The following is a 20,335-nucleotide window of genomic DNA, read 5'->3' as shown; positions in this document are numbered from 1 at the left end:
ACGGAATCGCGAGAAATGCAATTAGATGCCACACGAGCGGCGCTTGATTCGGCCTGCCCGTGCATGCGTTGTTTGTGTGCTAGAGCAGTAACGCTTCGCGCAGCCGTGCGAGCCGAAGTTGGGCGTCGCGTCGGGCAGCGAGCGCCTGTGTCATGGAGACGGCCACGAAGTGCGCCTGATGGTTCGGCTGCATTTGCCCGATCAGATCCATGTCGGCGCTGATGACTGTGCCAATCGTGGCGTAGCCGCCGCCAGACACTGCGTCACGAAGCAGGATGATCGGCTCGAGTCCGGCCGGGACCTGGATCGAGCCGATCGGATAGCAGGCGTCGACGATGTTCGAGGGATCGGAGCCGGCGCCGAATGGCTGCTCGCGCTCGCGAAACTTGAGTGGCCGACCTTGCTTATAGCGATAACCGATGCGGTCTGCTTCAGGCGCGACGGTCCACGTATCCTCGAAAAACGTGATGGCTGACTCGTCTGTGAGGCGGTGATGGTAGAGCCCAGGCAGCACGCGCAGTTCGACTTCGCGAGCGAGCGGCGTACGCAAGCTCCCGGGCAACTCCGTGCCTTCCCGAGCGGGTCCTCGGGCATGTCCGATTCCAAGCCGGTCACCTTTTTGCAGACGCCGCCCCTCATGACCACCGAAAGCCCCTAGCGTATAAGTGGAGCGGCTTCCAAGCACCATCGGCACGTCGATGCCGCCGGCCACCGCAAGGCAGGCTCGCGCACCGCCTTTCACATAGTCGAAGGTCAGTGTGCTGCCTGCCTTGATTCGCAGCGCGACATTGCAGGCCTGCGACACGCCATCGATTTTGGGTTGCATTTCAGCGCCCGTCACGGCGATCAGCGCGTCCACATGAAACAGAATTTGCGGGCCGAGCAGCGTGCATTCGAGTACGGCGGCGCTCTCGAGGTTGCCCACCAGAAGATTGGCCGCACGCAAGGCGTATTGATCGAGCGCGCCGGACGGTGGAATGCCGACGTGGTAATACCCTTGCCGGCCGGTATCCTGCACGGAGGTCGCCAGTCCGGGCTTGACGACCTCAATGGCGTGAAGAGGACTAGTCGGCATTGAGCACCTCGATCAACGAGCGGTTATAGGCTTCGGGGTCGCTTAAAAAAGCGCCGAGTGAGAAGTTCACGTCGCGCACACGTAGTGAAAAAGTCCCCGCATCGACAGCGGCCACGGCTTTGTCGTAGGTATCCCGATCGACCGGCTTGAACTTGACGATATCGCCGGGGCGGAAGAACACCATGAAATCGCGCAAATAATCCAGGCGTTGTGCCGGATCGAAGATCGGTGCGGGCGTCACGCCGAACATCTGATAGCCCCCCGCGCCGCGCACCGAGTAGATGCAGCCGAAGCAGCCGCCGTGGCCGACCGTCAGCCTGGGTGTATCGGTGCGGGGCCGCAGATATTTGGGCACCTGCAGTTGACGGGCACGTTCGACCATCTGGAACATGAACGGCAAACCGGCCACGAAACCCACCATCGAGACAAACCAGGGGGAGCCGGCGTGCGCTGCGATGAAGTCCTCGACATCCTTCTTTCCATTGATCCGCGCCGCGTATTCCAGGTCGGTTGAAGCCGGGTCCTGATGGCGCTCGCGAAAACGCATCAGCGTCTCGTGCGTCCATGGATCGTTATAAAGCACGGGTATCTCGACGATACGTGTCGCAAGGTCCAGTTCCGTCGCGCCGGCCACCTCCGTTTCTATCCGCTTGAGCAGCGCGAGGAGCTCGTCCGGCTCGATCACGTCGGGATCGTAGCGAACCTGGAATGACGCGTTAGCCGGGCAGATTTCGGTCACACCGCTCACCTTGCGGCGCTGCAGTTCGCGCGTGATCGCGGTACCCGTGAAGAAGGCTTCGAGCGACATGTCTTCGCTGATCTCCACGAAGATGAACTCGTCGCCACCGAATGTGTAGCGGATTGTCATGCTGCCTCCTCATTCCCGGCCGCGGCTGCCATCTGTTTGGCGCGCCAGTCTGTTACCCATGCTTCCAGATAGTTGGTGTGATAGCGGCCGGCGAGAATCTCTTCGTCATCCAGCAATGCGCGGTGCAGCGTCGCGGTCGTCCTGATGCCGCCGATACGCAGCTCGCTCAACGCCCGCTTGAGTCGTGCAAGCGCTGCAGGCCGGCTTTCGTCAAAGACAATCAGCTTGGCGAGTAGTGAATCGTAGAATGGCGGTACAGCGTAACCTTGGTAAAGCATCGAATCGATGCGCACACCCGGGCCCGCCGGCCAGACCAGTTCATCGATTCGGCCCGGGTTCGGACGAAAATCCTGCTCGGGATCTTCAGCGTTGATCCGGCATTCGAGCGCCGCGCCGCGCATCGCGATATCGTTCTGGCTGAAACGCAACGGTTCGCCATCGGCAATACGCAGTGTCTCGCGCACCAGATCGATCCCGGTGATGGCCTCGGTTACCGGATGCTCGACCTGGATACGGGTATTCATTTCAATGAAGTAGAACTCGTCGCGCGTTTCATCGAACAGATATTCCAGCGTTCCAGCGCTGCGATACCCCACCTGCTTCGCAAGCCGCGTCGCGGACGTACACAACGCATTGCGCAATGCCGGCGTAAGCGATGGTGACGGCGCCTCTTCCAGAATTTTCTGGCGGCGCCGCTGCAGCGAGCACTCGCGTTCGAACAGATGGACAACATCATTGCCGTCGCCAAGCACCTGCACTTCAATATGGCGGGCGCGTGCGATGAATCGTTCGAGATACACCCCACCGTTGCCAAACGCCGCTTGAGCCTCACGTTGCGCCAAGGGCAATTCGGTCTCGAGTTGCGTAGCGTCGTGCGCCACCCGGATGCCGCGTCCACCGCCGCCCGCTGCCGCCTTGATCATCACCGGGTAACCGATTCTGGCTGCGATCTCACGCGCTTCGCCGAGAGACAGGACAACGCCGTTGCTACCGGGAACGGTCGGAACGTCGGCGCGCTGCGCTGTTTCTCGCGCCTTTGCCTTATCGCCCATGGTCGCAATGACATTCGACGAGGGGCCAACAAAGATCAACCCGGCGTTCTCGACTTGTGCTGCAAATGCGGCGTTTTCCGAGAGAAAACCGTATCCCGGATGAATGGCATCCGCCCCGCACTGCTGTGCGGCAGCGAGAATCGCGGCGGGGTTCAGGTAACTTTTCGCAGCATGCGCGGCGCCGATGTGAATGGTCTCGTCGGCCATGCGCGCGGCAAGGCTGTCGCGATCGGCGTCGCTGACCACCGCGACCGCCCGCATATCCAGTTCGTGTGCTGCGCGGATTACTCGCACAGCAATCTCGCCGCGATTAGCGACCAGGACCGTGCGGATTCGCTTCGGCTGATAGAACATGCCCGTGGAGGCGCCCGTGTTCGACGTGTTCATCGTGCTCACCCTTCGATCCGCATCAACACTTGCCCTGCATCGACCGGCTCGCCGTCATCGACCAGAATTTCGGCGACGCAGCCCGCCACATTCGTCTCGACATCGTTGAACTGCTTCATCACTTCGACGAGCCCAACCACGGCACCGCTTTCGACGGACACCCCTGCTTCAACGTAAGGCGCGGCCTCAGGCGACGCGCGCCGGTAGAACGTGCCAGGCAAGGGGCTAACAATATCGTGTAATGCCATGGGTATGCTCCTCAAGTCTTTTTGGGTCACTGCGATTAGCGGGCGACTGGGTATAAGGGCGCCGCCACACGAATATCGTGGTGTGTCAGCGTGGCACGCGTGGCCTCGACGAGCTTGAGTGCGCCCGGCGTGTCGCTATGAATGCAGACCGAGTCGAATTCGATATCGATGTCGTCGCCGTCGACTGTGGCCACCCGTCCTTCCACACAGGCGCGCAATACTTTCGCTGCCACCTGCGCAGGATCGAGCCGCGCGACGTGCCGGGTAAAGACGATCGAGCCACTGCGATCGTAGTCACGGTCGGCGTAAAACTCGCGGATCACCGGCTGGCCGAGCTCACGTGCGATCCGGTACGTCACCGAGGCTTCCATGCAATACAGCAATAGCGTCGGGTCCAGCGTTTGAAGCGCCCCCACCAGCAGGCGCGACAGGTCCTCGTCGCGCGCGGCGAGCATATAAAGCGCCCCGTGCGGCTTCACGTGCTGCACGCTGACGTTATAAAGGCGTGCGAATTCGCGGAGTGCGCCGAGCTGGAAGATGATGTCGTTGACGAGCGCCTGCGGCGTCTCGGCAATATTGCGGCGTCCAAAACCCACCAGATCGCGGAATCCCGGATGCGCGCCGACCCCCACCCCTGCCTGTTTCGCGAGTTGCACCGTGCGCGCCATGATGTTTGGGTCTCCTGCGTGAAACCCTGTCGCGATGTTGGCCGAGCTGATGAGGGGCATGATGTCCTCATCGACGCCGTCACCAATCCGCCATGGGCCGAACCCCTCCCCCATGTCGGAATTCAAGTCGACGCTGTGCTTTTTCATGCTTGATCTCTCCTGGGTCAACGGCCTGGCCGGGCTTGAAGGACGCCCACCAGATCGATTCAGATGAACGTTATCTGCTCGCCAGTCGCCAAAATAGTTCTATTTTTATATGGCACGTTATCTGTTTTTTCGATAGCTTCCACGGCGTACGCGGACGGAGGAAAGCAGCTGTGCAGCCTATGGGTAAAGGATGGAAGCGCCGGACCCGTTTCTGATCATTTTCGGAGGGTAAGATATTACGCAGAGCAATATCATTTTTTCGGGTGAACTCATGGCCTTGACCCTCCGGCAACTGAAATACTTTGTCGCCACTGCTGAACTTGGTCAGATTTCGCAGGCAGCCATTCAACTGACGATTTCGCAGTCGGCAGTGACCAATGCCATCAAGGAGCTGGAAGACAGCCTCGGCACACAACTGTTCATGCGTACCGCTTCTGGCATGACGCTGACCAATACCGGGCGGCGTTTTCTCAACCAGGCGTACACGATCCTCTCCTCGGTGGATGAGGCAATGCGTATTCCGAACCTCGAAAGCACGCTCACAGGCACCCTGACGCTTGCGGCGAGCTACACCGTGCTCGGCTATTTTCTGCCGCATCACCTGCTGCGCCTGAACACGCTCTATCCGCGGCTCACCATCCAACTGCACGAGTTGAACCGGGAGTCGATAGAAGAAGGATTGATCGCGGACCGATATGACATGGCTGTGTTGCTCACGTCGAACGTTGCGAATCCGGAGCTGGTGCTTGAACCGGTCATTCACTCGGTTCGTCGCCTGTGGTTGTGCGCGCAACATCCGTTGCTAAAGCGTGAGAACGTCACACTCGCCGACGTCGCCGCCGAACCGTTCGTGATGTTGACCGTCGACGAAGCGGCGTTTACGGCTTTGCGCTACTGGAACGAGACGCCGTACCGGCCGAACGTGAAACTCCGCACATCGTCCGTTGAAGCGGTGCGCAGTATGGTGGCAAATGGAAGCGGCGTGGCGATCTTGTCGGACATGGTCTATCGCCCCTGGTCGCTGGAGGGCAGACGTATCGAGACCATGCTGCTACGCGACCCGGTGCCGCCGATGAGCGTGGGCCTGGCATGGCGCAGAAGTGCCGAGTTGAGCCCGGCGATGCATGCGGTGCGCGAGTACTTCCGTCATACGTTCATGGAACCGCGGGCGTTCACCGGTAGCAATTGAAGTACCTTTGTGCCTCCAATTCCAAGCATGTTTCGAATCATGCGTATTTGAAGCCTCTTTATGAAGCCGGCGCGTCCGCCGGCTCCCCGATTACCCTTTCAATGCGTCGATAATCTGCGCACGTACTTCAGGCCGCTCGGCAAACGGATCGGTCGGATTACGCGGCATGACGATATCCTCGGCACGCGTTTTCACGCCGCCTAACGCGTGCGGATGCGAGAAGATATAGAACTGCTCTTCGCGGATCGCATCGAACACCATGCCCGCAACCTCCTGCGCACTCACCTTCCCCGAACTCACCGCCTTCTCGCTCATCACGCGCGATACGCGTTGCGATAAGGTCGGCGGCGTGTCGTTCGCCAGTTCGGACGGCCGGTTGCGATGCGCCTTCGCAATCCCCGTCGGCACGAAGTAAGGGCACAGCACCGAGCACGCCACCTGCTGCGTGACCAGTGAAAGATCCTGATACAGCGATTCGGTCAGCGACACCACCGCATGTTTCGACACGTTGTACGGCCCCATCATCGGCGGATTGAGCATGCCGGCCATCGACGCGGTATTGACGATGTGCCCGCGATAGCCGGCGTCGTGTTTGGCGGCCTCAAGCATGAGCGGCGTGAAAACCCGCACGCCGTGAATCACGCCCCACAGGTTGACACCGAGCAGCCATTGCCAGTCACGTTCGGTGTTCTCCCACACGAGGCCGCCGCTGCCGCCTACGCCCGCATTGTTGAAGACCAGATGCACGCTGCCGTAAGCCTCGAGCGTGGCGCGCGCCAATGCGTCGACTTCCTCGCCTTTCGCCACGTCGACCCGGCGCGCGATGACCTGCGCGCCGGCTGCGCTCACCTCGGCGAACGTTTCGTCGAGTGCGTCCTGCTGGACGTCGGCGAGCACGAGGCGCATGCCCAGTTTCGTGCCGAGCCGTGCGAACTCACGGCCGAATCCGGAGCCGGCGCCGGTGATCACCGCGACCTTGCCTTCAAAATTGTTCATGTCTCGTCCTGTCTCCAGTTGGTGCATCCAGTCGGATTTCGTGGTGCGCTGTACTTTGCGTTGTTACGTTGCGTTGTTACGTTGCGTTGTTACGTTGCGTTGTTCATCCTGTTAGCGTGCGGTGGGATTGTGCTGCTCGCGCAATTCCCGTTTCAGCACCTTGCCGATCGGGCTGCGCGGCAAGGCGTCGACAAAAATCAGCGCGGAAAGCCGTTGCATTTTTCCCAGCCGCGCGTTGACCCAGGCAAGCAGCGTGTCGGCGTCGATCGGCGCATGTTCCCGGCGCACCACGAACGCAACCGGTGTCTCACCCCATTGCTCCGAATGCATACCCACCACGGCTACCTCCGCGACGTCCGGATGCGAGCCCAGTTCGGCCTCAAGGTCGCTCGGATAGATGTTGAAGCCGCCCGAAATGATCATGTCCTTCTTGCGATCGAGCAGCGTCAGAAAACCGTCCGCATCGAAGCGTCCCATATCGCCCGTGCGGATGAAGCGCTTGCCGCTCGGGTCATGCCATTCCGCCTCGGCGGTCTTGTCCGGCTGACGGTAATAGCCGGTCATCATCGCAGGCGAATGGCCGACGATTTCGCCCACCTCGCCTGCCGCCACCTCGTTGCCGAGTTCGTCGATCAACCGGATATCGTGACCTTCCGCCGGTTTGCCGACCGTGTGCAGCTTGGTGGGAAACTCGTCGGCCTCCAACTGGCATGAGCCGCCGCCTTCGGTCATGCCGTAGTACTCGGTAAGCTTGCCGGGCCAGCGGCGCACCACGTCCGCCTTCACGCTCGCCGCGAACGGCGCGCTGGTGCAAAACTTGGCCTGGAAGCTGGAGAGATCGTAACCGTCGAAATCCGGCTGCGCCATCAAGCGTTGATACTGAACCGGCACCAGCATCGTATGCGTGACGCGGTACTGTTGCGCCAGTTCGAGATAGCGTGTGGCGTCGAACTTCGGCATCAGCACAACCGTGCCGCCAAACGTCAGCGTCGGCATGAAACTCACGAGCGTCGTGTTCGAATACAGCGGCGTGGAAATCAGCGTCGTGGCGTCAGGCCCGTAGCCACGCTGAATGCTGCGCGCCGCATAGGCCCAGCGCATGCCGTGCGGCTGCACGATGCCTTTCGGCGTACCCGTGGTGCCCGACGAATAGATGATGTTGAACGGCCACGCCGGATCGATCGTCACGGCTTCAGGCGTGGCACCCTTGGGCGCGAGCCACGTCTCGAGCGCGGTGCTGCCCGCATGCGCATCCAGCGCGATGGGGATGGCGCCGATCTCGCCGGCCACCGCTTCGAGCAGACGCTTGACGTCGGCGTCGAGGAACAGCAGCCGCGCGCCCGAATTGCCGATCATGCTGACGAGACTCGCCGCGCTGGACGACGGTGCGAGCGGCGCCACCGCGGCCCCCGCGCGCAGGCCGCCGAGAAACGCCACGACGTATTCCACCGAGGCGGCCGCGCACAACGCAATCGCGTCGCAAGGCTGGATGCCGTCGCGCTGCAATGCGGCGGCAAAGCGATCGACCCGTGCGTCCAGCGCGGCGTAAGTCACGATTTTGCCGTCGCAGATCAATGCCGCGTGCTCGGCGCGTTCGTGCGCGAAGCGGCGGAGCATGTCGGTGATGCAAACGAACGGTTCGTCGATTAGCGCGTCGAGCCATGTCATGACGAAGCACCTCCCGTGCCGCCGGCACCGCCAGCGCCACCATTGCTGCGATTGCTCTGATTGCTCTGATTGCTCTGATTGCTCTGATTGCTCTGATTGGCCGCGGCCGTGCGCGCCGCGTCCTCCTCCTGCAACTTGCGCCACAGAATCTTGCCGCTGCCCGACTTGGGCAGCGACGTCACGAATTCGACGATGCGCGGCGCCTTGTAAGACGCCATCTGTTCGTGCGCCCAGTCGATGATCTCCTGCTCGCTGATCGTGCCGGCCTGCGCCGCGGCGGGCACCACCAGCGCCTTGACGGTTTCGCCTCGCTTTGCGTCCTTCACGCCGATCACGCACACCTCGTGAATCGCGGGATGCCGGTACATGAGGGCCTCGACTTCCGCGGGCCAGACCTTGTAACCCGATGCGTTGATCATGCGCTTGAGGCGGTCCGTCATGAAAAAATAGCCATCCTCGTCGATATGACCGAGATCGCCGGTGCGCAGGAAGCGCTTGCCGTCGATCAGGATAAACGCTTCTTCAGTCGCCTTGGGATTACGCCAGTAACCCTGCATCACCTGCGGCGCATTCACGATGATCTCGCCGGTTTCGCCTTGCGGAAGTTCCAGCAGCGTGACCGGATCGATCACGCGCGAGTCCACGTCGAACACCGGAATGCCGAGACATTGCGGCTTTGGCCGATGCGGCGGATTGATGTGCGTGCCGGCGATCGTCTCGGACATGCCGTAGCCTTCGACGTAATCGAGTCCGGTCAGCGATTTGAGCTTCTGGGCAATGGCCTCGGGCATCGCCGCGCCGCCACCGCGCGCGCCGGTCAGGCTCGACAGATCATAGTCGCCCAGCTTCGGGTTCGAGAGAAAATCCACCATCATTGCCGTGATCGACTGCCACGCGCTTACGCGATATTTCTGCATGCATAGTGCAGCGGCTTCCCGATCCCAGCGCGGCAGCACGACAATCGTTGCGCCGGAGAAGACCGCGCTGTTCATGCCGCCCTGCATGCCTGTTACGTGAAACAAGGGCAATACCGATAGATACACACCGTCCGACGGCGCCGCGAACCACGCGCAACCGCCGAGCAACGTGCTCATCACGCTGCGGTGCGTGTGCATGCAGCCCTTCGGTTTGCCGGTGGTGCCGGACGTGTAAGGCATCACGCACAGGTCGTCTGGACCTGTGGTGATCGGCCCCGGCGCGATATGCTTGTCGAGCATCTCGCGCCACGGTGTAACGCCTGGAATATCGAAGGTCTTGCGCGGCGCCGCCACCAGTTCCGGCACGGGAATCGACGATACCCCCTTCACGTAATCGCTATACGTCGCGACGATTGCATGCTCGATGCCCTGACCTGGCCCCGTGCCGATCAGCGGCTCGACGTTCGCGAACAGACATTGCGGCGCAATGATCGTGGTCGCCCCGCTGTCCTCGACGTAATGCGCCAGTTCACCGCTCATGTTCATTGGGTTGACCGGCACCACAACGGCGTTCGCGCGCAAGATCCCGTAGTAGGCGATGATCCATTGCGGGCTGTTCTGCATGTAAAGCAGTACACGCTCGCCTGCCTTGACGTGGCACTCCTGCTGAAGAAAGCCCGCAACGCGCTCGGCTTCTTCCTTGAACTCGGCGAATGTGACCGGCGTGTCGTAGAAAACGATGAACGGCTTGTTGGGAAAGCGCGCCGCCGACACCTCGGCGTTATAGAAGATATTGGTTTCGGGCAGCGTCAGATGCTTGGGCACGTGCGGCGGCCAATTCGGGTAATGGCGTTCGTTCATAGGCGTCTCCTGCCTGACTGTCTGTGCGCGTTTCACTGAAGACGCGCTTCGTTCACATCCGCCGCGTGACGGACGCGGCCAACTGATGAATCCGTGAAATCAGCCGTGCCGGCGGCTTCATAAGCGCCCGAGGTGGCGCCCGAGCTCCATCTTCGCGATGGCGTTACGATGCACCTCGTCGGGTCCATCCGCGAAACGCAGCGTGCGCGAACTCGCGTACGCGCGCGCGAGGCCGAAGTCGTCGCTGACCGCGCCGCCGCCGTGGACCTGCATGGCCCAGTCGATCACCTGGCACGCCATGCTCGGCGCGGCCACCTTGATCATGGCGATTTCCTGACGCGCGTCCTTGTTGCCGACCGTATCCATTTTGTACGCCGCGTTCAGCACCAGAAAACGGGTCTGGTCGATCATGATGCGGGCGTTCGCGATCCGTTCACGTGTCACGCCCTGATCGGCAATCGGCCGGCCAAACGCTACGCGTTCGAGGGAGCGGCGGCACATCGCCTCGAGCGCGCGTTCGGCACGCCCGATCAGGCGCATACAGTGATGGATGCGGCCCGGTCCGAGCCGCCCTTGCGCGATTTCGAAGCCGCGCCCCTCGCCGAGCAGCATGTTGCCGGCCGGCACGCGCACGTTTTCGAAGGCGATCTCGGCGTGGCCGTGCGGCGCGTCGTCATAGCCGAATACGGGCAGATGGCGCAGCACTTTCACGCCCGGCGTGTCGATCGGCACGAGAATCATCGACTGCTGCTGATGCCGGTTCGTGTGATCCGGATTGGACTTGCCCATGAAGATCAGCACCTTGCAGCGCGGATCGTTCGCGCCCGAGGTCCACCATTTGCGGCCGTTCAGGATGTAATCGCCGCCATCGCGTTCAATGCGCGCTTCGATATTGGTCGCGTCCGACGAAGCCACTTCCGGCTCCGTCATCGCAAACGCCGAGCGGATCGTGCCGTCGAGCAGCGGTAGCAGCCATTGCTCCTGCTGCTCAGGCGTGGCATAACGCACCAGCGTTTCCATGTTGCCGGTGTCCGGCGCCGAACAGTTGAACGGCTCCGCGCCGATATGCGAGCGCCCCATGATTTCGCAGAGCGGCGCGTATTCCAGGTTGGTGAGCCCCGCACCGTATTTCGACTCGGGCAGGAACAGGTTCCACAAACCCACGGCCCTGGCTTTCTGTTTCAATTCCTCGATCACCGGTGCGGGTTGCCACCGGTTGCCGGATTCGCGCGCGGCGTCCATCTGCGCGTCGAACACTGCTTCGGCCGGATACACGTATTCGTCCATGAACGCGTTCAGGCGTTGCTGCAAACTCCTGACCTTGTCCGAATGCTGAAAATCCATGCGGCGTCTCCTGTCCCATGCAAAGCCGTTATGTACGTGAGCGCAGCACGCGTGGACCCTCGCGCCGCGCCTCGAAACCGCTCAGTCAGAGCATGAGTCAGACGATGATCGAGCCGCCGTCCACGGCAAAATACTGGCCTGTGATATGGCGCGACGCTTCACTCGCGAGGAACACCACCGGGCCTTTGAGATCCTCGTCGCCGCCAAGACGCTGCAAGGGCGTGCGCGAGACGATGGTGCCTTCGAGTTTGTCGAGCAGTCCTGCCGACATCTTCGAGGGGAAAAAACCCGGGCAAATCGCGTTGACGTTGATGTTGTACTTGCCCCATTCCGCCGCGAGCGCCCGCGTGAAATTGATCGCGGCGGCCTTGGATGTGTTGTACGCAATCGTGTTCATGCCGGGCGGCGAACCCTTCAGGCCCGCCACCGACGCGATGTTGATGATCTTGCCGGCACGGCGCGGGATCATGCTGCGCTTGCCGACTTCACGCGCGACGAAGAACGGCGCATGGACATTCAGGTTCATTACCTTATGCCACGCTTCGTCGGGATAGTCTTCAGCCGGTGCGCCCCAGGTCGCGCCCGCGTTGTTCACGAGAATGTCGACATGGCCATGCACGCCGAGCACTTCGTCCACGAGGCCGGGGATGCCCTCGAAGCGCTGCAGATCGTTGACGAGAGTCTGCACCTCGATACCCAGGCTTTGCAGATGCGTTTTCGCCTCGGCCAGTTCGTCGGCCTTACGCGCGGTGATCGCCACGCGACAGCCCATTTCTCCCAGCGCCTCGGCCATTTGCAGGCCCAGCCCGCGAGAGCCCCCGGTGATCAGTGCAACCTTGCCGTCCAGTTGAAACAGGTCTTTCACAGACATTACGCCGCTCCTCCAGGTTGTTCTGCAATGCAGACTTTCGTTCCATATTTTCAGACCATCATACGTGCCGAAATCCGCCGTGTAAATAAAAGCACGCTCATTCACTTTTGATTTAAACTGACACGCATCGTCGATGGGCGGATCATCGGGACTTACCCGAATACCGCGCTTCTCAATCGAGCCGCGTCCATGCAATCGCGGGCGTTTTCGCGCCTGCCGCGTAGTTGTTCTGCATAGCGGCTCACCTTTAGACGGGTCTTCTTCCATGCAAGATGCACTGATCATCAACTCGCGTGATCTGGAGTTCCAGCTGTTCGAAGTGCTCGAGGCCGAAACGCTCACACAGCGCGTTCGCCACGCCGACCACAGCCGCGAGACCTTCAACGCGGCGCTCGAAACGGCCCATGCCGTCGCCGTCGAAAAATTCGCCACGCACAACCGCCTCTCCGACGAACACGAACCGCAGTTCGACGGTCAACGCGTCACGATGCCCGCAGAGGTGAAAGAAGCGCTCGACGCGTTCCGCTCCGCGGGATTTCTGGCTGCCGGTAAAGACTACGAATGGGGCGGCATGCAATTGCCCGCCGTGATTTCCTTTGCGTGCCTGTCGCTCTTCAAGAGCGCCAACATCGCCACTTCGTCGTACGCGATGCTGACCACCGCGAATGCGAACGTGATCGAGCGTTTCGGCAGTGCCGCGCAAAAGCACAAGTATCTGCAGGCATTACTGGAAGGCCGCGCGTTCGGCACGATGGCGCTGACCGAGCCGCAAGCCGGCTCGAGCCTCTCGGATCTCGTCACCAGTGCGGCGCCCAACGAAGACGGCACCTATTCGATCCGCGGCAACAAGATCTTTATTTCAGGCGGCGATCACGAATTGAGCGAGAACATCGTCCACCTGGTGTTGGCGCGCATTCCAGGCGGGCCGCCGGGCGTCAAAGGCATCTCGCTCTTCACCGTGCCGAAGTTTCATGTGAATGACGACGGCAGTCTCGGGGCGCGCAACGACGTGGCGCTCGCGGGGCTGATTCACAAGATGGGCTGGCGTGGCACGACGTCGACAATGCTGTCGTTCGGCGAACGCGGCGAATGCATCGGCGAACTGGTGGGCGAACCGCATCATGGTTTGGCTTATATGTTCCACATGATGAACGAGGCGCGTATCGGCGTCGGCCTCGGCGCGGTCATGCTCGGCTATCGCGGCTATCTGGCTTCGCTCGATTACGCGCGCGAGCGGCCTCAGGGGCGGCGCCCGGATAACAAGAACCCGCTCGATCCGCAATTGCCGCTGATCGAACATGCCGACGTACGCCGTATGCTGCTCGCGCAAAAGGCCTATGTGGAAGGCGCCTACGCGCTGTGCCTGTATGCGGCGCGCCTCGTCGACGAACAGAACACCGGTGAGAGCGACACCACGCGCGCCGAAGCGGGCCTGCTGCTCGATCTGCTGACACCGGTCGTCAAGTCGTGGCCGTCGCAGTGGTGCCTGGAAGCGAATAGCCTCGCCATCCAGATTCACGGCGGTTACGGTTATACGCGCGAATATCCGGTCGAACAGTTCTACCGCGACAACCGCCTGAACATGATTCACGAAGGCACGCATGGCATCCAGGCGCTCGATCTGCTGGGCCGCAAAGTTGTGATGAAACAGGGAGCGTCGCTCAAGCTATTAGGGCGTGAAATACAGCGCAGTATCGACGCTGCGCGCACGCATGCAACGCTGCAAGCGCACGCCGATTCACTCAGCCACGCATGGAGCGAACTGACCGGTACGGTCGAAGCGTTGTTGCCCACATTGGCCAGCGAAAGCGAACGCGCACTCGCCAACGCGAATGCTTTTCTCGAAGCGTTCGGTCATATCGTGCTTGCGTGGACATGGTTGCGGCAGGCGATCGTTGCGAGCGCCGCCTTACCTGAAGCTGAAGCGAAGAACCAGGCCGACCGCGATTTCTATCGCGGCAAGCTGCATGCATGCCAGTGGTTCTTCCGTTGGGAATTGCCGCGCGTCTCGCTGATGCTTGCCACGCTGCGCGGTCTCGACGATACGACGCTCAGCATGGCGCCTCAGTGGTTCTGAACGCCGTCGCTCGCTCAGTGCCTCAGTGCCTCAATGCCTCAATGCCTCAATGTGAAAGCGCGCTTTCCAACTGGGTCACTACGTCGATCAGGCGTGGCCGCACCTCTTCAAGCAGGAATTCCTTCGAGAGTTTGAACGAGGGGCCGCCAACATTGATCGCCATGATCGGCAATTCACCGCCCGGCTGGAAAGCGCGGGCGATGCCGTTCACGTCTTTCTGCCAGTCCCCGAACGAAGTCGTGACGCCGAGCGTGCGGTACTCTTCAAGCGCATTCTCAATACCGCGACGGGTTTTGGGCCACGCCACGTGATCGAGCTCGCGCACCTGCTCCATGAAGCTCAGACGATCATGTTCAGGAATCGCCGCAAGCCACGCACGGCCAATCGCAGACGTGGCGACCGGAATACGCGAACCGACTTCCAGGGTCAACGCGAGCGCAACCGAGCCCCGGCAATTTTCCACGTAGATCATCGAGAGGCGATCGCGCGTACCCAACGAAACGCTTGCACCGACGATCTCGGCCAGTTCCTGCATCACCGGCCGGGCAATCTTGCGCACATCGAGCCGCGCCAGCATCGCGCTGCCCAGCGCGAGCGACGCCGTACCAAGCCGATATTTTCCGCTCTCTTTCAAATGAATCAGGTAGCCGAGCAGCGTGAGCGTATGAGTGAGACGCGACACCGTCGATTTCGGCAGCTTGCAACGCAAGGCGAGTTCCTGATTGCTCAGCGATTTGTCGCCGGAGCGGAAACACGCCAGCACCTCGAGCCCGCGCGCGAGTGCGGTGACGAAATGCCGGTCGTCCTTGTGCGCCTCGTGCGCCGTCCTGCTCGCGAGGACTGAATGGGTCCTGGCGGATGTCACGGGCGATAGCTCAGCGTCGCCTGGGTTCAGGTCGGTGGCCGGATTATCGACCAGGCTGTGATTGGCTTTGCTCAAAATGAAATGCGCTCCTGCGAAACGGCACCATCTGAAGGACAAACCGAGACCGGATCGAGGGTGATCCGGGCTGCCGAATTATAGACAAACGCAAACCGCTGCTCAGACCTCTTCTGTCGGCGCGGCCACCACCGGGCTGAAAAAGTAGATCGCCGCGCCAATCGCAAGCGGCACGACGGTCACGGCGAACAGCGCCGAGTAGGTTCCCGCGTTCGATAGATGCCCCCGTTTCGCAGCGCCCGCGATCCAGCCGAAGCAACTGCTGGTTAGCGCCACGCCGAGAAAAACCAGGCTATTGAGCAGGCCCAGGCCAAGCCCGAGCCGGCGCGGCGCAATGATGGCGCGCGCTTGCGACATCACAAGCGGATGGATCGAGCCGACCGAGAACAACACACAGATCAAGGCGATGCTGAGCACCCAGTTGCCGTCCGGAACGACTGCGAGCACGAGTGCCGCCAGCACGCCGGCGATCAGCCACAGCAACGAAATCAGCTTGGGCGCGCAGAATCGCACGGCCAACGGGATACCAAACGACGCGGCGATCCCGATCACGCTGGTGACGGTCATCGCATTGCCGCGCGCGATGACGTCGAAGCCGTAGACGTCGGCAAGATAGGGGCCGCCCCAGGACGTGCGAAACGTGCTGCCAACCGAGAGCGCGAGGCAAGCCGGCATCAAGGTCCAGAAACCGGTCCGCCGTTTCACTGCGACTGCCGCGTGTTGCGGCGCAGCGAGGCTGCGCTCATGCTCGGCCGCATTGCGCCGGCGCACGAAGCACACGACACCCAGCGTCGCGCATAGCATGGCGAGCGCGGCGATGACCATGACCGGACGCCAGCCGAAGCTGGCCGTCGCCCGGCTCAGCGGAAACGCGGCCAGCAATGCACCGGCCAGGCCGATCGCACTCGCTGTCGTGATGGCACGTACATTGCGCGTGCCGTGGCCAGTACGCAGCACGTAATTGAGCAGCCCCATGAAGATGGGCGCGCAACCCAGTCCGATGCCGGCTTGTGCGACGAGCGCAACGGTTGCGCTCGTCGTCATCGAAAGGATGCCGGCGCACGCGGCACCGATGCCCATCAGAAACGCCGTGGGTCCGCGCACGCCGTAGCGGTCGAACATCATGCCCACCGGCAGTTGCGCGAGCGCGAACACGAGAAAGAACGAACCCGCGAACCAGCCGAACATTTGCGGCGAGAAATGGAAATCGCCGATCAACTGGGTGGAGATCACGGCGATATAGCTGCGGAAAAACTGGCTGAGCACGTAGCTGAAGGTCAATGCCCATAGGCCGTAATCGACCGGCGATGCCGTTACATCCGTGGGTGGTTCATGGAGTTGTTGCTGTACGCCATCAGACATCTGCGCCGCGCCTTTTGATGATCGAAGCCGCCATGATAGGCGAATCCCGCGCCGGGCGGCCGGGGTCGGACGGTCGGCGACGCGTGGCCGGCAACGACTGGCCCGATCAGTTTTTTCAACATTCACGCGTTTGCTGGAGTATTGTTTAAGCGCGCTGGGAGCGTCACAACGTCACTCTTCTACAAGACAGGCGGCTCAGTGCAGGCGGAAAAGTGCTTGCACGCGCGTAGTTTTTTGCATGCAACGATGCGACATCAACTTTTCGAGGAATGGAGAAAACGTGAAAACAGTCAATCTATTGAAGGCACTCGGCATCGCATTGTGTGTGGCGACTGTGTCCAGCGCCTACGCCCAGTCGAGCGATGCCATGGCGTCGGGCAGCATGGCGGCGCCAGGCGCCAATCCGAAAAGCGTCAAGAAAGTAGACCGCAAGTTAGGTCTGGACGTGCGCAAGGCTTTGGCGAAAGCGCAGGGTTTTGATGTGTCGAACGTGTTTGTCCGCGCGCGTGGCGGCGCGGTGACGTTGACTGGAACGGTGCCCGACAGCGGGCAGATCTCGCAGGCAGAGGACGTGGCCAAGGGTGTTGCCGGTGTGAAGTCGGTGAGCAACAAACTGACGCTCGGCACGCAGGGCGGCGGTGGGGGCTGATCGCGCCTCGCGTTTGATTCACACTTGATTCACGCTTGATTCACGCTTGATCAATGACGACAGGTTGCGATGGGTAGCGCCGCAAGCGCCAATCTGCGGCGGTGCCTGTCGTCCCGATCTGTCCTGGCATTTGAAACCGTCATCGTCGAACCAGGCCGACGACATAGCGGCACGCTGTGTTCCCGCCATTGAAGAACTCACAATCAAGCGGCGCGCCAAGCTGCAGGCAATCCCCTTCTGCAAGCAGATGCACCTGCCGGCCTTCACGAAAAGTCAGGACCCCTCTCGTCACCCAGATCTGCTGATGCTGAAACGCAAAAGCGTCCGGCGGATAAGGCACCCGCACGCCCACGGGTAATTCGATCTCCAGCAACTCGAGCACCCCGCCGGTAGGAGGCGAAATCCGCCGCCGTGTATAACCCGTTTCAGGGTCCTGCCACACCGGCTGCATGGCTCGCCGCACCAATCGCTCGCCGCTTTGCTCGGCGAGCGCCAGCAAGGTCGACAAGGTCAAGCCAAAGGCCCCCGAAAGACGCCCGAGCACGGTCGCGGTCGGACTCGCCTCGCCCCGTTCGACCTTGCTGATCATCGCCTTCGAGACGCCCGAGCGCTCCGCCAGTTCGCTCAGCGACCAGTTGCGCGCCTCGCGCTCCGTCTTCACGCGTGAAGAAATCGCCTCGGTCAAATCGATAGCAGCGAATTCGGACATGAAAGGATCGGGATCGATGAAAGGAGGGTCACGTTGAGCCCTCATTAAAGGTCAAAATCAATGTCTTGCATAGTGATTTTTCGTCCACTATATTAAACGAACGATTCCCGTGCAGCCTCGGTGCCGATCGCCTGTTTTGAACTGCTTTTGAACTGCAACCGTAAGCATCCCGTCCACCTCAGCCGGAAGACACCATGCCGAAGGAAATCGTTCTCAACGCTTTTGACATGAACTGCGTCGGCCACATCCAGCAAGGCATGTGGACCCATCCGCGCGATCAGTCCACCCGCTATACCGATCTCCAGTACTGGACCGACTACGCCCGCTCGCTCGAGGCAGGCCTGTTCGACGGCATTTTTTTCGCGGACGTGGCCGGTGTCTACGACGTCTACGGCGGCAATCCCGAGGCGGCGATTCGCGGTGCGGTGCAGGTGCCGGTGAACGACCCGACGCTGCTGATTCCAGCCATGGCCGCCGTGACGCGTCACCTGTCGTTCGGCGTCACGTCCAATCTCACGGTCGAGCAGCCCTATCTGTTCGCGCGGCGCATGTCGACGCTCGACCATCTGACGCGCGGCCGGGTCGGCTGGAACATCGTGACGGGCTATCTGGACAGCGCGTCACGCGCGATCGGTCTCGCCGGGCAAATGGCCCACGACGATCGCTACGATCTCGCCGACGAATATATGGAACTCGTCTACAAACTGTGGGAATGCAGTTGGGAAGACGGCGCGGTGCTGCGTGACAAAACGCAAGGCCTCTACGCTGACGCGTCGAAAGTCCACGTGATTCATCATCACGGCAAGCAGTATCAGGTGGACGCCATGCATCTGAGCGAACCGTCGCCGCAGCGCACGCCGGTGCTCTATCAGGCGGGTTCGTCGGCGCGTGGCAAACAGTTCGCCGCGGCGCACGCGGAGTGCGTGTTCGTCAATGGCCAGGCGAAACCCGCCGTGAAAGCCATTGTCGACGACATCCGCGCGCACGCCGTAGCACGCGGACGCGATGCGAACGACATCAAGGTTCTGCTCGGGCAAACCGTCATCACGGGCCGCACGGATCGCGAGGCGCAGGAGAAATACGCCGAGTACCGGCGTTATGTGAGCTCCGAGGCCGCGCTCGTGCATGCGGCGGCGTCGCTCGGTATCGACTTCGCGCGCTACGACCTCGACGAACCCATCGAAACCGGCAAGAGCCAGGCCATCGTGTCCAACGTCGAAGCCATGACGCGCGCCGCCGGCCCGCAATGGACCAAACGCAAACTGCTCGACCAGATGGTGCTCGGCAGCCGTCAGGCGCCGCTCGTCGGCTCTGCGGAGCGCATCGCGGACGAACTCATCGGATGGACCGAAGAAACCGGTGTGGACGGTTTCAATCTCTCGCGCACGGTCGCGCCGGAATGCTTCGACGATTTCATCGCACTGGTGGTGCCGATTCTGCAGGAACGCGGCGCCTATAAGCACGCGTATCGCGACGGCACGTTGCGCGAAAAACTGTTCGGGCACGCGCGTCTGCCCCCCAGCCACACGGCGGCCCGGTTCCGGGGAGGCGCCGCTCACCATGCTTGACAAGCACACCTTCCGCGACGCAATGGCCGGCCTTGGCGCCGCCGTGAATATCATCAGCAGCGACGGCGCCGCAGGTCTTGCCGGCTGCACAGCCTCGGCGGTGTGCGGAGTCACCGACGAGCCGCCTACCCTGCTCGTCTGCATCAATCGCGGCAGTCGCAACAACGCGGCCTTCCGCGCTAACGGCGCGCTCTGCGTCAACGTACTGAGCGCGGATCAGCAAGCCCTTGCAGCGCAGTTCGCCACGGGCTCGCGGCCCATGAGCGAGCGCTTTGCCGCCGCGCAATGGAATACGCTCGTGACAGGCGCGCCCGTTCTGCCTGGCGCGCTTGCCTCGCTCGACTGCGAGATCGAATCAGTCACCGAAGTCGGCACGCATACGGTGTTCTTTTGCGCGGTCAAAGCCGTGCACACGCACGTCGGCGGCGATGCGCTGATCTATTACGGCCGCCATTATCATCGGGTCGGCACGCGGTCCGCGCCTCCAACACCTACTCAGCCCGCTCAGCCTGCCCAGTGTCCCGGTACCCACGCCCAGTGATTGCCTTCCCAGCGATAGTGGCCCTTCACCCAGTGATAACCCGGCGCCGGTGCGGCCGGCACAACCTCGACAAGCGGCTCGGGTTGCGGTGGCCGCGCGGGTTCGACAACGCATGCCGACAACAAGGCAGCACATAGACCTGCAAGCGATACGGCACGGATAGTTGATCTGGTTTTCATTTGCTCTCCCTGGTAATTT

At 61.6% G+C, this 20,335-nt stretch carries 19 protein-coding genes; 5 read left to right on the top strand and 14 right to left on the bottom strand.

Annotated features, from left to right (window positions below):
• Positions 1–79: 79 nt before the first annotated feature.
• From PQR67_RS23570 to PQR67_RS23550, 5 genes are read right to left on the bottom strand one after another with little or no spacing between them, the layout of a single operon-like run.
• Positions 80–1,075, bottom strand: a complete 996-nt coding sequence (locus tag PQR67_RS23570; protein WP_408464592.1) for a 5-oxoprolinase subunit C family protein — start codon at positions 1,073–1,075, stop codon at positions 80–82.
• Positions 1,065–1,943 carry a 5-oxoprolinase subunit B family protein gene (locus PQR67_RS23565; protein WP_408464590.1) on the bottom strand — a complete coding sequence of 293 codons (879 nt, stop codon included), beginning with the start codon at positions 1,941–1,943 and terminating at the stop codon, positions 1,065–1,067. The genes PQR67_RS23570 and PQR67_RS23565 overlap by 11 nt, the downstream gene beginning before the upstream one ends.
• Positions 1,940–3,382, bottom strand: coding sequence for an acetyl-CoA carboxylase biotin carboxylase subunit (locus tag PQR67_RS23560; protein WP_408464588.1), 1,443 nt, complete (start codon positions 3,380–3,382; stop codon positions 1,940–1,942). Before PQR67_RS23560 ends, PQR67_RS23565 begins: the two co-directional genes overlap by 4 nt.
• 5 nt (positions 3,383–3,387) lie before the next feature.
• Positions 3,388–3,630 carry an acetyl-CoA carboxylase gene (locus PQR67_RS23555; protein ID WP_408464586.1) on the bottom strand — a complete coding sequence of 81 codons (243 nt, stop codon included), beginning with the start codon at positions 3,628–3,630 and terminating at the stop codon, positions 3,388–3,390.
• 35 nt (positions 3,631–3,665) lie between these two features.
• The gene (locus PQR67_RS23550; protein WP_408464584.1) at positions 3,666–4,445 is read right to left on the bottom strand and encodes a 5-oxoprolinase subunit PxpA; all 780 of its coding nucleotides are present in this window, start codon (positions 4,443–4,445) and stop codon (positions 3,666–3,668) included.
• Between the two features lie 271 nt (positions 4,446–4,716).
• On the opposite strand from PQR67_RS23550, the gene PQR67_RS23545 reads away from it, so the two are divergent.
• Entirely contained in the window at positions 4,717–5,634 is a 918-nt protein-coding gene (locus PQR67_RS23545; protein WP_408464582.1) for a LysR family transcriptional regulator, read from the top strand.
• Between the two features lie 90 nt (positions 5,635–5,724).
• On the opposite strand, the gene PQR67_RS23540 is transcribed toward PQR67_RS23545, so the two are convergent.
• The 5 genes from PQR67_RS23540 to PQR67_RS23520 all read right to left on the bottom strand — a co-directional run bounded on the left by PQR67_RS23540 (position 5,725) and on the right by PQR67_RS23520 (position 12,291).
• Positions 5,725–6,630 (bottom strand): SDR family oxidoreductase, encoded by a 906-nt coding sequence (locus PQR67_RS23540; RefSeq protein WP_408464580.1) that lies wholly within the window; start codon positions 6,628–6,630, stop codon positions 5,725–5,727.
• Between the two features lie 111 nt (positions 6,631–6,741).
• Positions 6,742–8,298, bottom strand: coding sequence for a class I adenylate-forming enzyme family protein (locus PQR67_RS23535; protein ID WP_408464578.1), 1,557 nt, complete (start codon positions 8,296–8,298; stop codon positions 6,742–6,744).
• A complete protein-coding gene (locus PQR67_RS23530; protein WP_408464576.1) occupies positions 8,295–10,076 on the bottom strand; it encodes a long-chain fatty acid--CoA ligase in 1,782 nt (593 codons plus the stop codon). Before PQR67_RS23530 ends, PQR67_RS23535 begins: the two co-directional genes overlap by 4 nt.
• A gap of 117 nt (positions 10,077–10,193) precedes the next feature.
• On the bottom strand, positions 10,194–11,420 hold the full coding sequence (locus tag PQR67_RS23525) for an acyl-CoA dehydrogenase family protein (RefSeq protein ID WP_408464574.1): 1,227 nt from the start codon (positions 11,418–11,420) through the stop codon (positions 10,194–10,196).
• Between the two features lie 97 nt (positions 11,421–11,517).
• Positions 11,518–12,291: an SDR family oxidoreductase gene (locus PQR67_RS23520; protein ID WP_408464572.1), complete on the bottom strand. Its 774-nt coding sequence runs from the start codon at positions 12,289–12,291 to the stop codon at positions 11,518–11,520.
• A 265-nt stretch (positions 12,292–12,556) separates the two neighbouring features.
• On the opposite strand from PQR67_RS23520, the gene PQR67_RS23515 reads away from it, so the two are divergent.
• Positions 12,557–14,368 carry an acyl-CoA dehydrogenase gene (locus PQR67_RS23515; protein WP_408464570.1) on the top strand — a complete coding sequence of 604 codons (1,812 nt, stop codon included), beginning with the start codon at positions 12,557–12,559 and terminating at the stop codon, positions 14,366–14,368.
• Between the two features lie 46 nt (positions 14,369–14,414).
• Here PQR67_RS23515 and PQR67_RS23510 read toward each other — a convergent pair whose 3' ends face one another.
• Positions 14,415–15,233, bottom strand: a complete 819-nt coding sequence (locus tag PQR67_RS23510) for an IclR family transcriptional regulator (protein ID WP_408464753.1) — start codon at positions 15,231–15,233, stop codon at positions 14,415–14,417.
• A gap of 177 nt (positions 15,234–15,410) precedes the next feature.
• Positions 15,411–16,670 (bottom strand): MFS transporter, encoded by a 1,260-nt coding sequence (locus PQR67_RS23505; protein WP_408464568.1) that lies wholly within the window; start codon positions 16,668–16,670, stop codon positions 15,411–15,413.
• Positions 16,671–16,950: 280 nt separating this feature from the next.
• Between PQR67_RS23505 and PQR67_RS23500 the strand changes: the two genes are divergently transcribed.
• Positions 16,951–17,319 (top strand): BON domain-containing protein, encoded by a 369-nt coding sequence (locus PQR67_RS23500; RefSeq protein WP_408464566.1) that lies wholly within the window; start codon positions 16,951–16,953, stop codon positions 17,317–17,319.
• Between the two features lie 139 nt (positions 17,320–17,458).
• Here PQR67_RS23500 and PQR67_RS23495 read toward each other — a convergent pair whose 3' ends face one another.
• A complete protein-coding gene (locus PQR67_RS23495; protein WP_408464564.1) occupies positions 17,459–18,028 on the bottom strand; it encodes a helix-turn-helix domain-containing protein in 570 nt (189 codons plus the stop codon).
• A gap of 194 nt (positions 18,029–18,222) precedes the next feature.
• On the opposite strand from PQR67_RS23495, the gene PQR67_RS23490 reads away from it, so the two are divergent.
• On the top strand, positions 18,223–19,596 hold the full coding sequence (locus PQR67_RS23490; protein WP_408464562.1) for an LLM class flavin-dependent oxidoreductase: 1,374 nt from the start codon (positions 18,223–18,225) through the stop codon (positions 19,594–19,596).
• Positions 19,589–20,137: a flavin reductase gene (locus PQR67_RS23485; protein ID WP_408464560.1), complete on the top strand. Its 549-nt coding sequence runs from the start codon at positions 19,589–19,591 to the stop codon at positions 20,135–20,137. The genes PQR67_RS23490 and PQR67_RS23485 overlap by 8 nt, the downstream gene beginning before the upstream one ends.
• Here PQR67_RS23485 and PQR67_RS23480 read toward each other — a convergent pair.
• Positions 20,101–20,316, bottom strand: a complete 216-nt coding sequence (locus PQR67_RS23480) for a YXWGXW repeat-containing protein (RefSeq protein ID WP_408464558.1) — start codon at positions 20,314–20,316, stop codon at positions 20,101–20,103. The genes PQR67_RS23485 and PQR67_RS23480 overlap by 37 nt on opposite strands.
• Between the last annotated feature and the right edge of the window lie 19 nt (positions 20,317–20,335).

It is taken from the genome of Paraburkholderia fungorum (assembly GCF_046026025.1).
Lineage (GTDB): Bacteria > Pseudomonadota > Gammaproteobacteria > Burkholderiales > Burkholderiaceae > Paraburkholderia > Paraburkholderia fungorum_E.
This window is presented reverse-complemented; position numbering and strand designations above follow the sequence as displayed.

Coding starts and splice junctions, on each gene's coding strand:
- PQR67_RS23505 (WP_408464568.1), bottom strand. CDS start 16,670: ATGTCTGATGGCGTACAGCAACAACTCCATGAACCACCCACGGATGTA.
- PQR67_RS23535 (WP_408464578.1), bottom strand. CDS start 8,298: ATGACATGGCTCGACGCGCTAATCGACGAACCGTTCGTTTGCATCACC.
- PQR67_RS23530 (WP_408464576.1), bottom strand. CDS start 10,076: ATGAACGAACGCCATTACCCGAATTGGCCGCCGCACGTGCCCAAGCAT.
- PQR67_RS23495 (WP_408464564.1), bottom strand. CDS start 18,028: ATGTCCGAATTCGCTGCTATCGATTTGACCGAGGCGATTTCTTCACGC.
- PQR67_RS23555 (WP_408464586.1), bottom strand. CDS start 3,630: ATGGCATTACACGATATTGTTAGCCCCTTGCCTGGCACGTTCTACCGG.
- PQR67_RS23515 (WP_408464570.1), top strand. CDS start 12,557: ATGCAAGATGCACTGATCATCAACTCGCGTGATCTGGAGTTCCAGCTG.
- PQR67_RS23570 (WP_408464592.1), bottom strand. CDS start 1,075: ATGCCGACTAGTCCTCTTCACGCCATTGAGGTCGTCAAGCCCGGACTG.
- PQR67_RS23520 (WP_408464572.1), bottom strand. CDS start 12,291: ATGTCTGTGAAAGACCTGTTTCAACTGGACGGCAAGGTTGCACTGATC.
- PQR67_RS23565 (WP_408464590.1), bottom strand. CDS start 1,943: ATGACAATCCGCTACACATTCGGTGGCGACGAGTTCATCTTCGTGGAG.
- PQR67_RS23545 (WP_408464582.1), top strand. CDS start 4,717: ATGGCCTTGACCCTCCGGCAACTGAAATACTTTGTCGCCACTGCTGAA.
- PQR67_RS23550 (WP_408464584.1), bottom strand. CDS start 4,445: ATGAAAAAGCACAGCGTCGACTTGAATTCCGACATGGGGGAGGGGTTC.
- PQR67_RS23480 (WP_408464558.1), bottom strand. CDS start 20,316: ATGAAAACCAGATCAACTATCCGTGCCGTATCGCTTGCAGGTCTATGT.
- PQR67_RS23525 (WP_408464574.1), bottom strand. CDS start 11,420: ATGGATTTTCAGCATTCGGACAAGGTCAGGAGTTTGCAGCAACGCCTG.
- PQR67_RS23485 (WP_408464560.1), top strand. CDS start 19,589: ATGCTTGACAAGCACACCTTCCGCGACGCAATGGCCGGCCTTGGCGCC.
- PQR67_RS23540 (WP_408464580.1), bottom strand. CDS start 6,630: ATGAACAATTTTGAAGGCAAGGTCGCGGTGATCACCGGCGCCGGCTCC.
- PQR67_RS23560 (WP_408464588.1), bottom strand. CDS start 3,382: ATGAACACGTCGAACACGGGCGCCTCCACGGGCATGTTCTATCAGCCG.
- PQR67_RS23490 (WP_408464562.1), top strand. CDS start 18,223: ATGCCGAAGGAAATCGTTCTCAACGCTTTTGACATGAACTGCGTCGGC.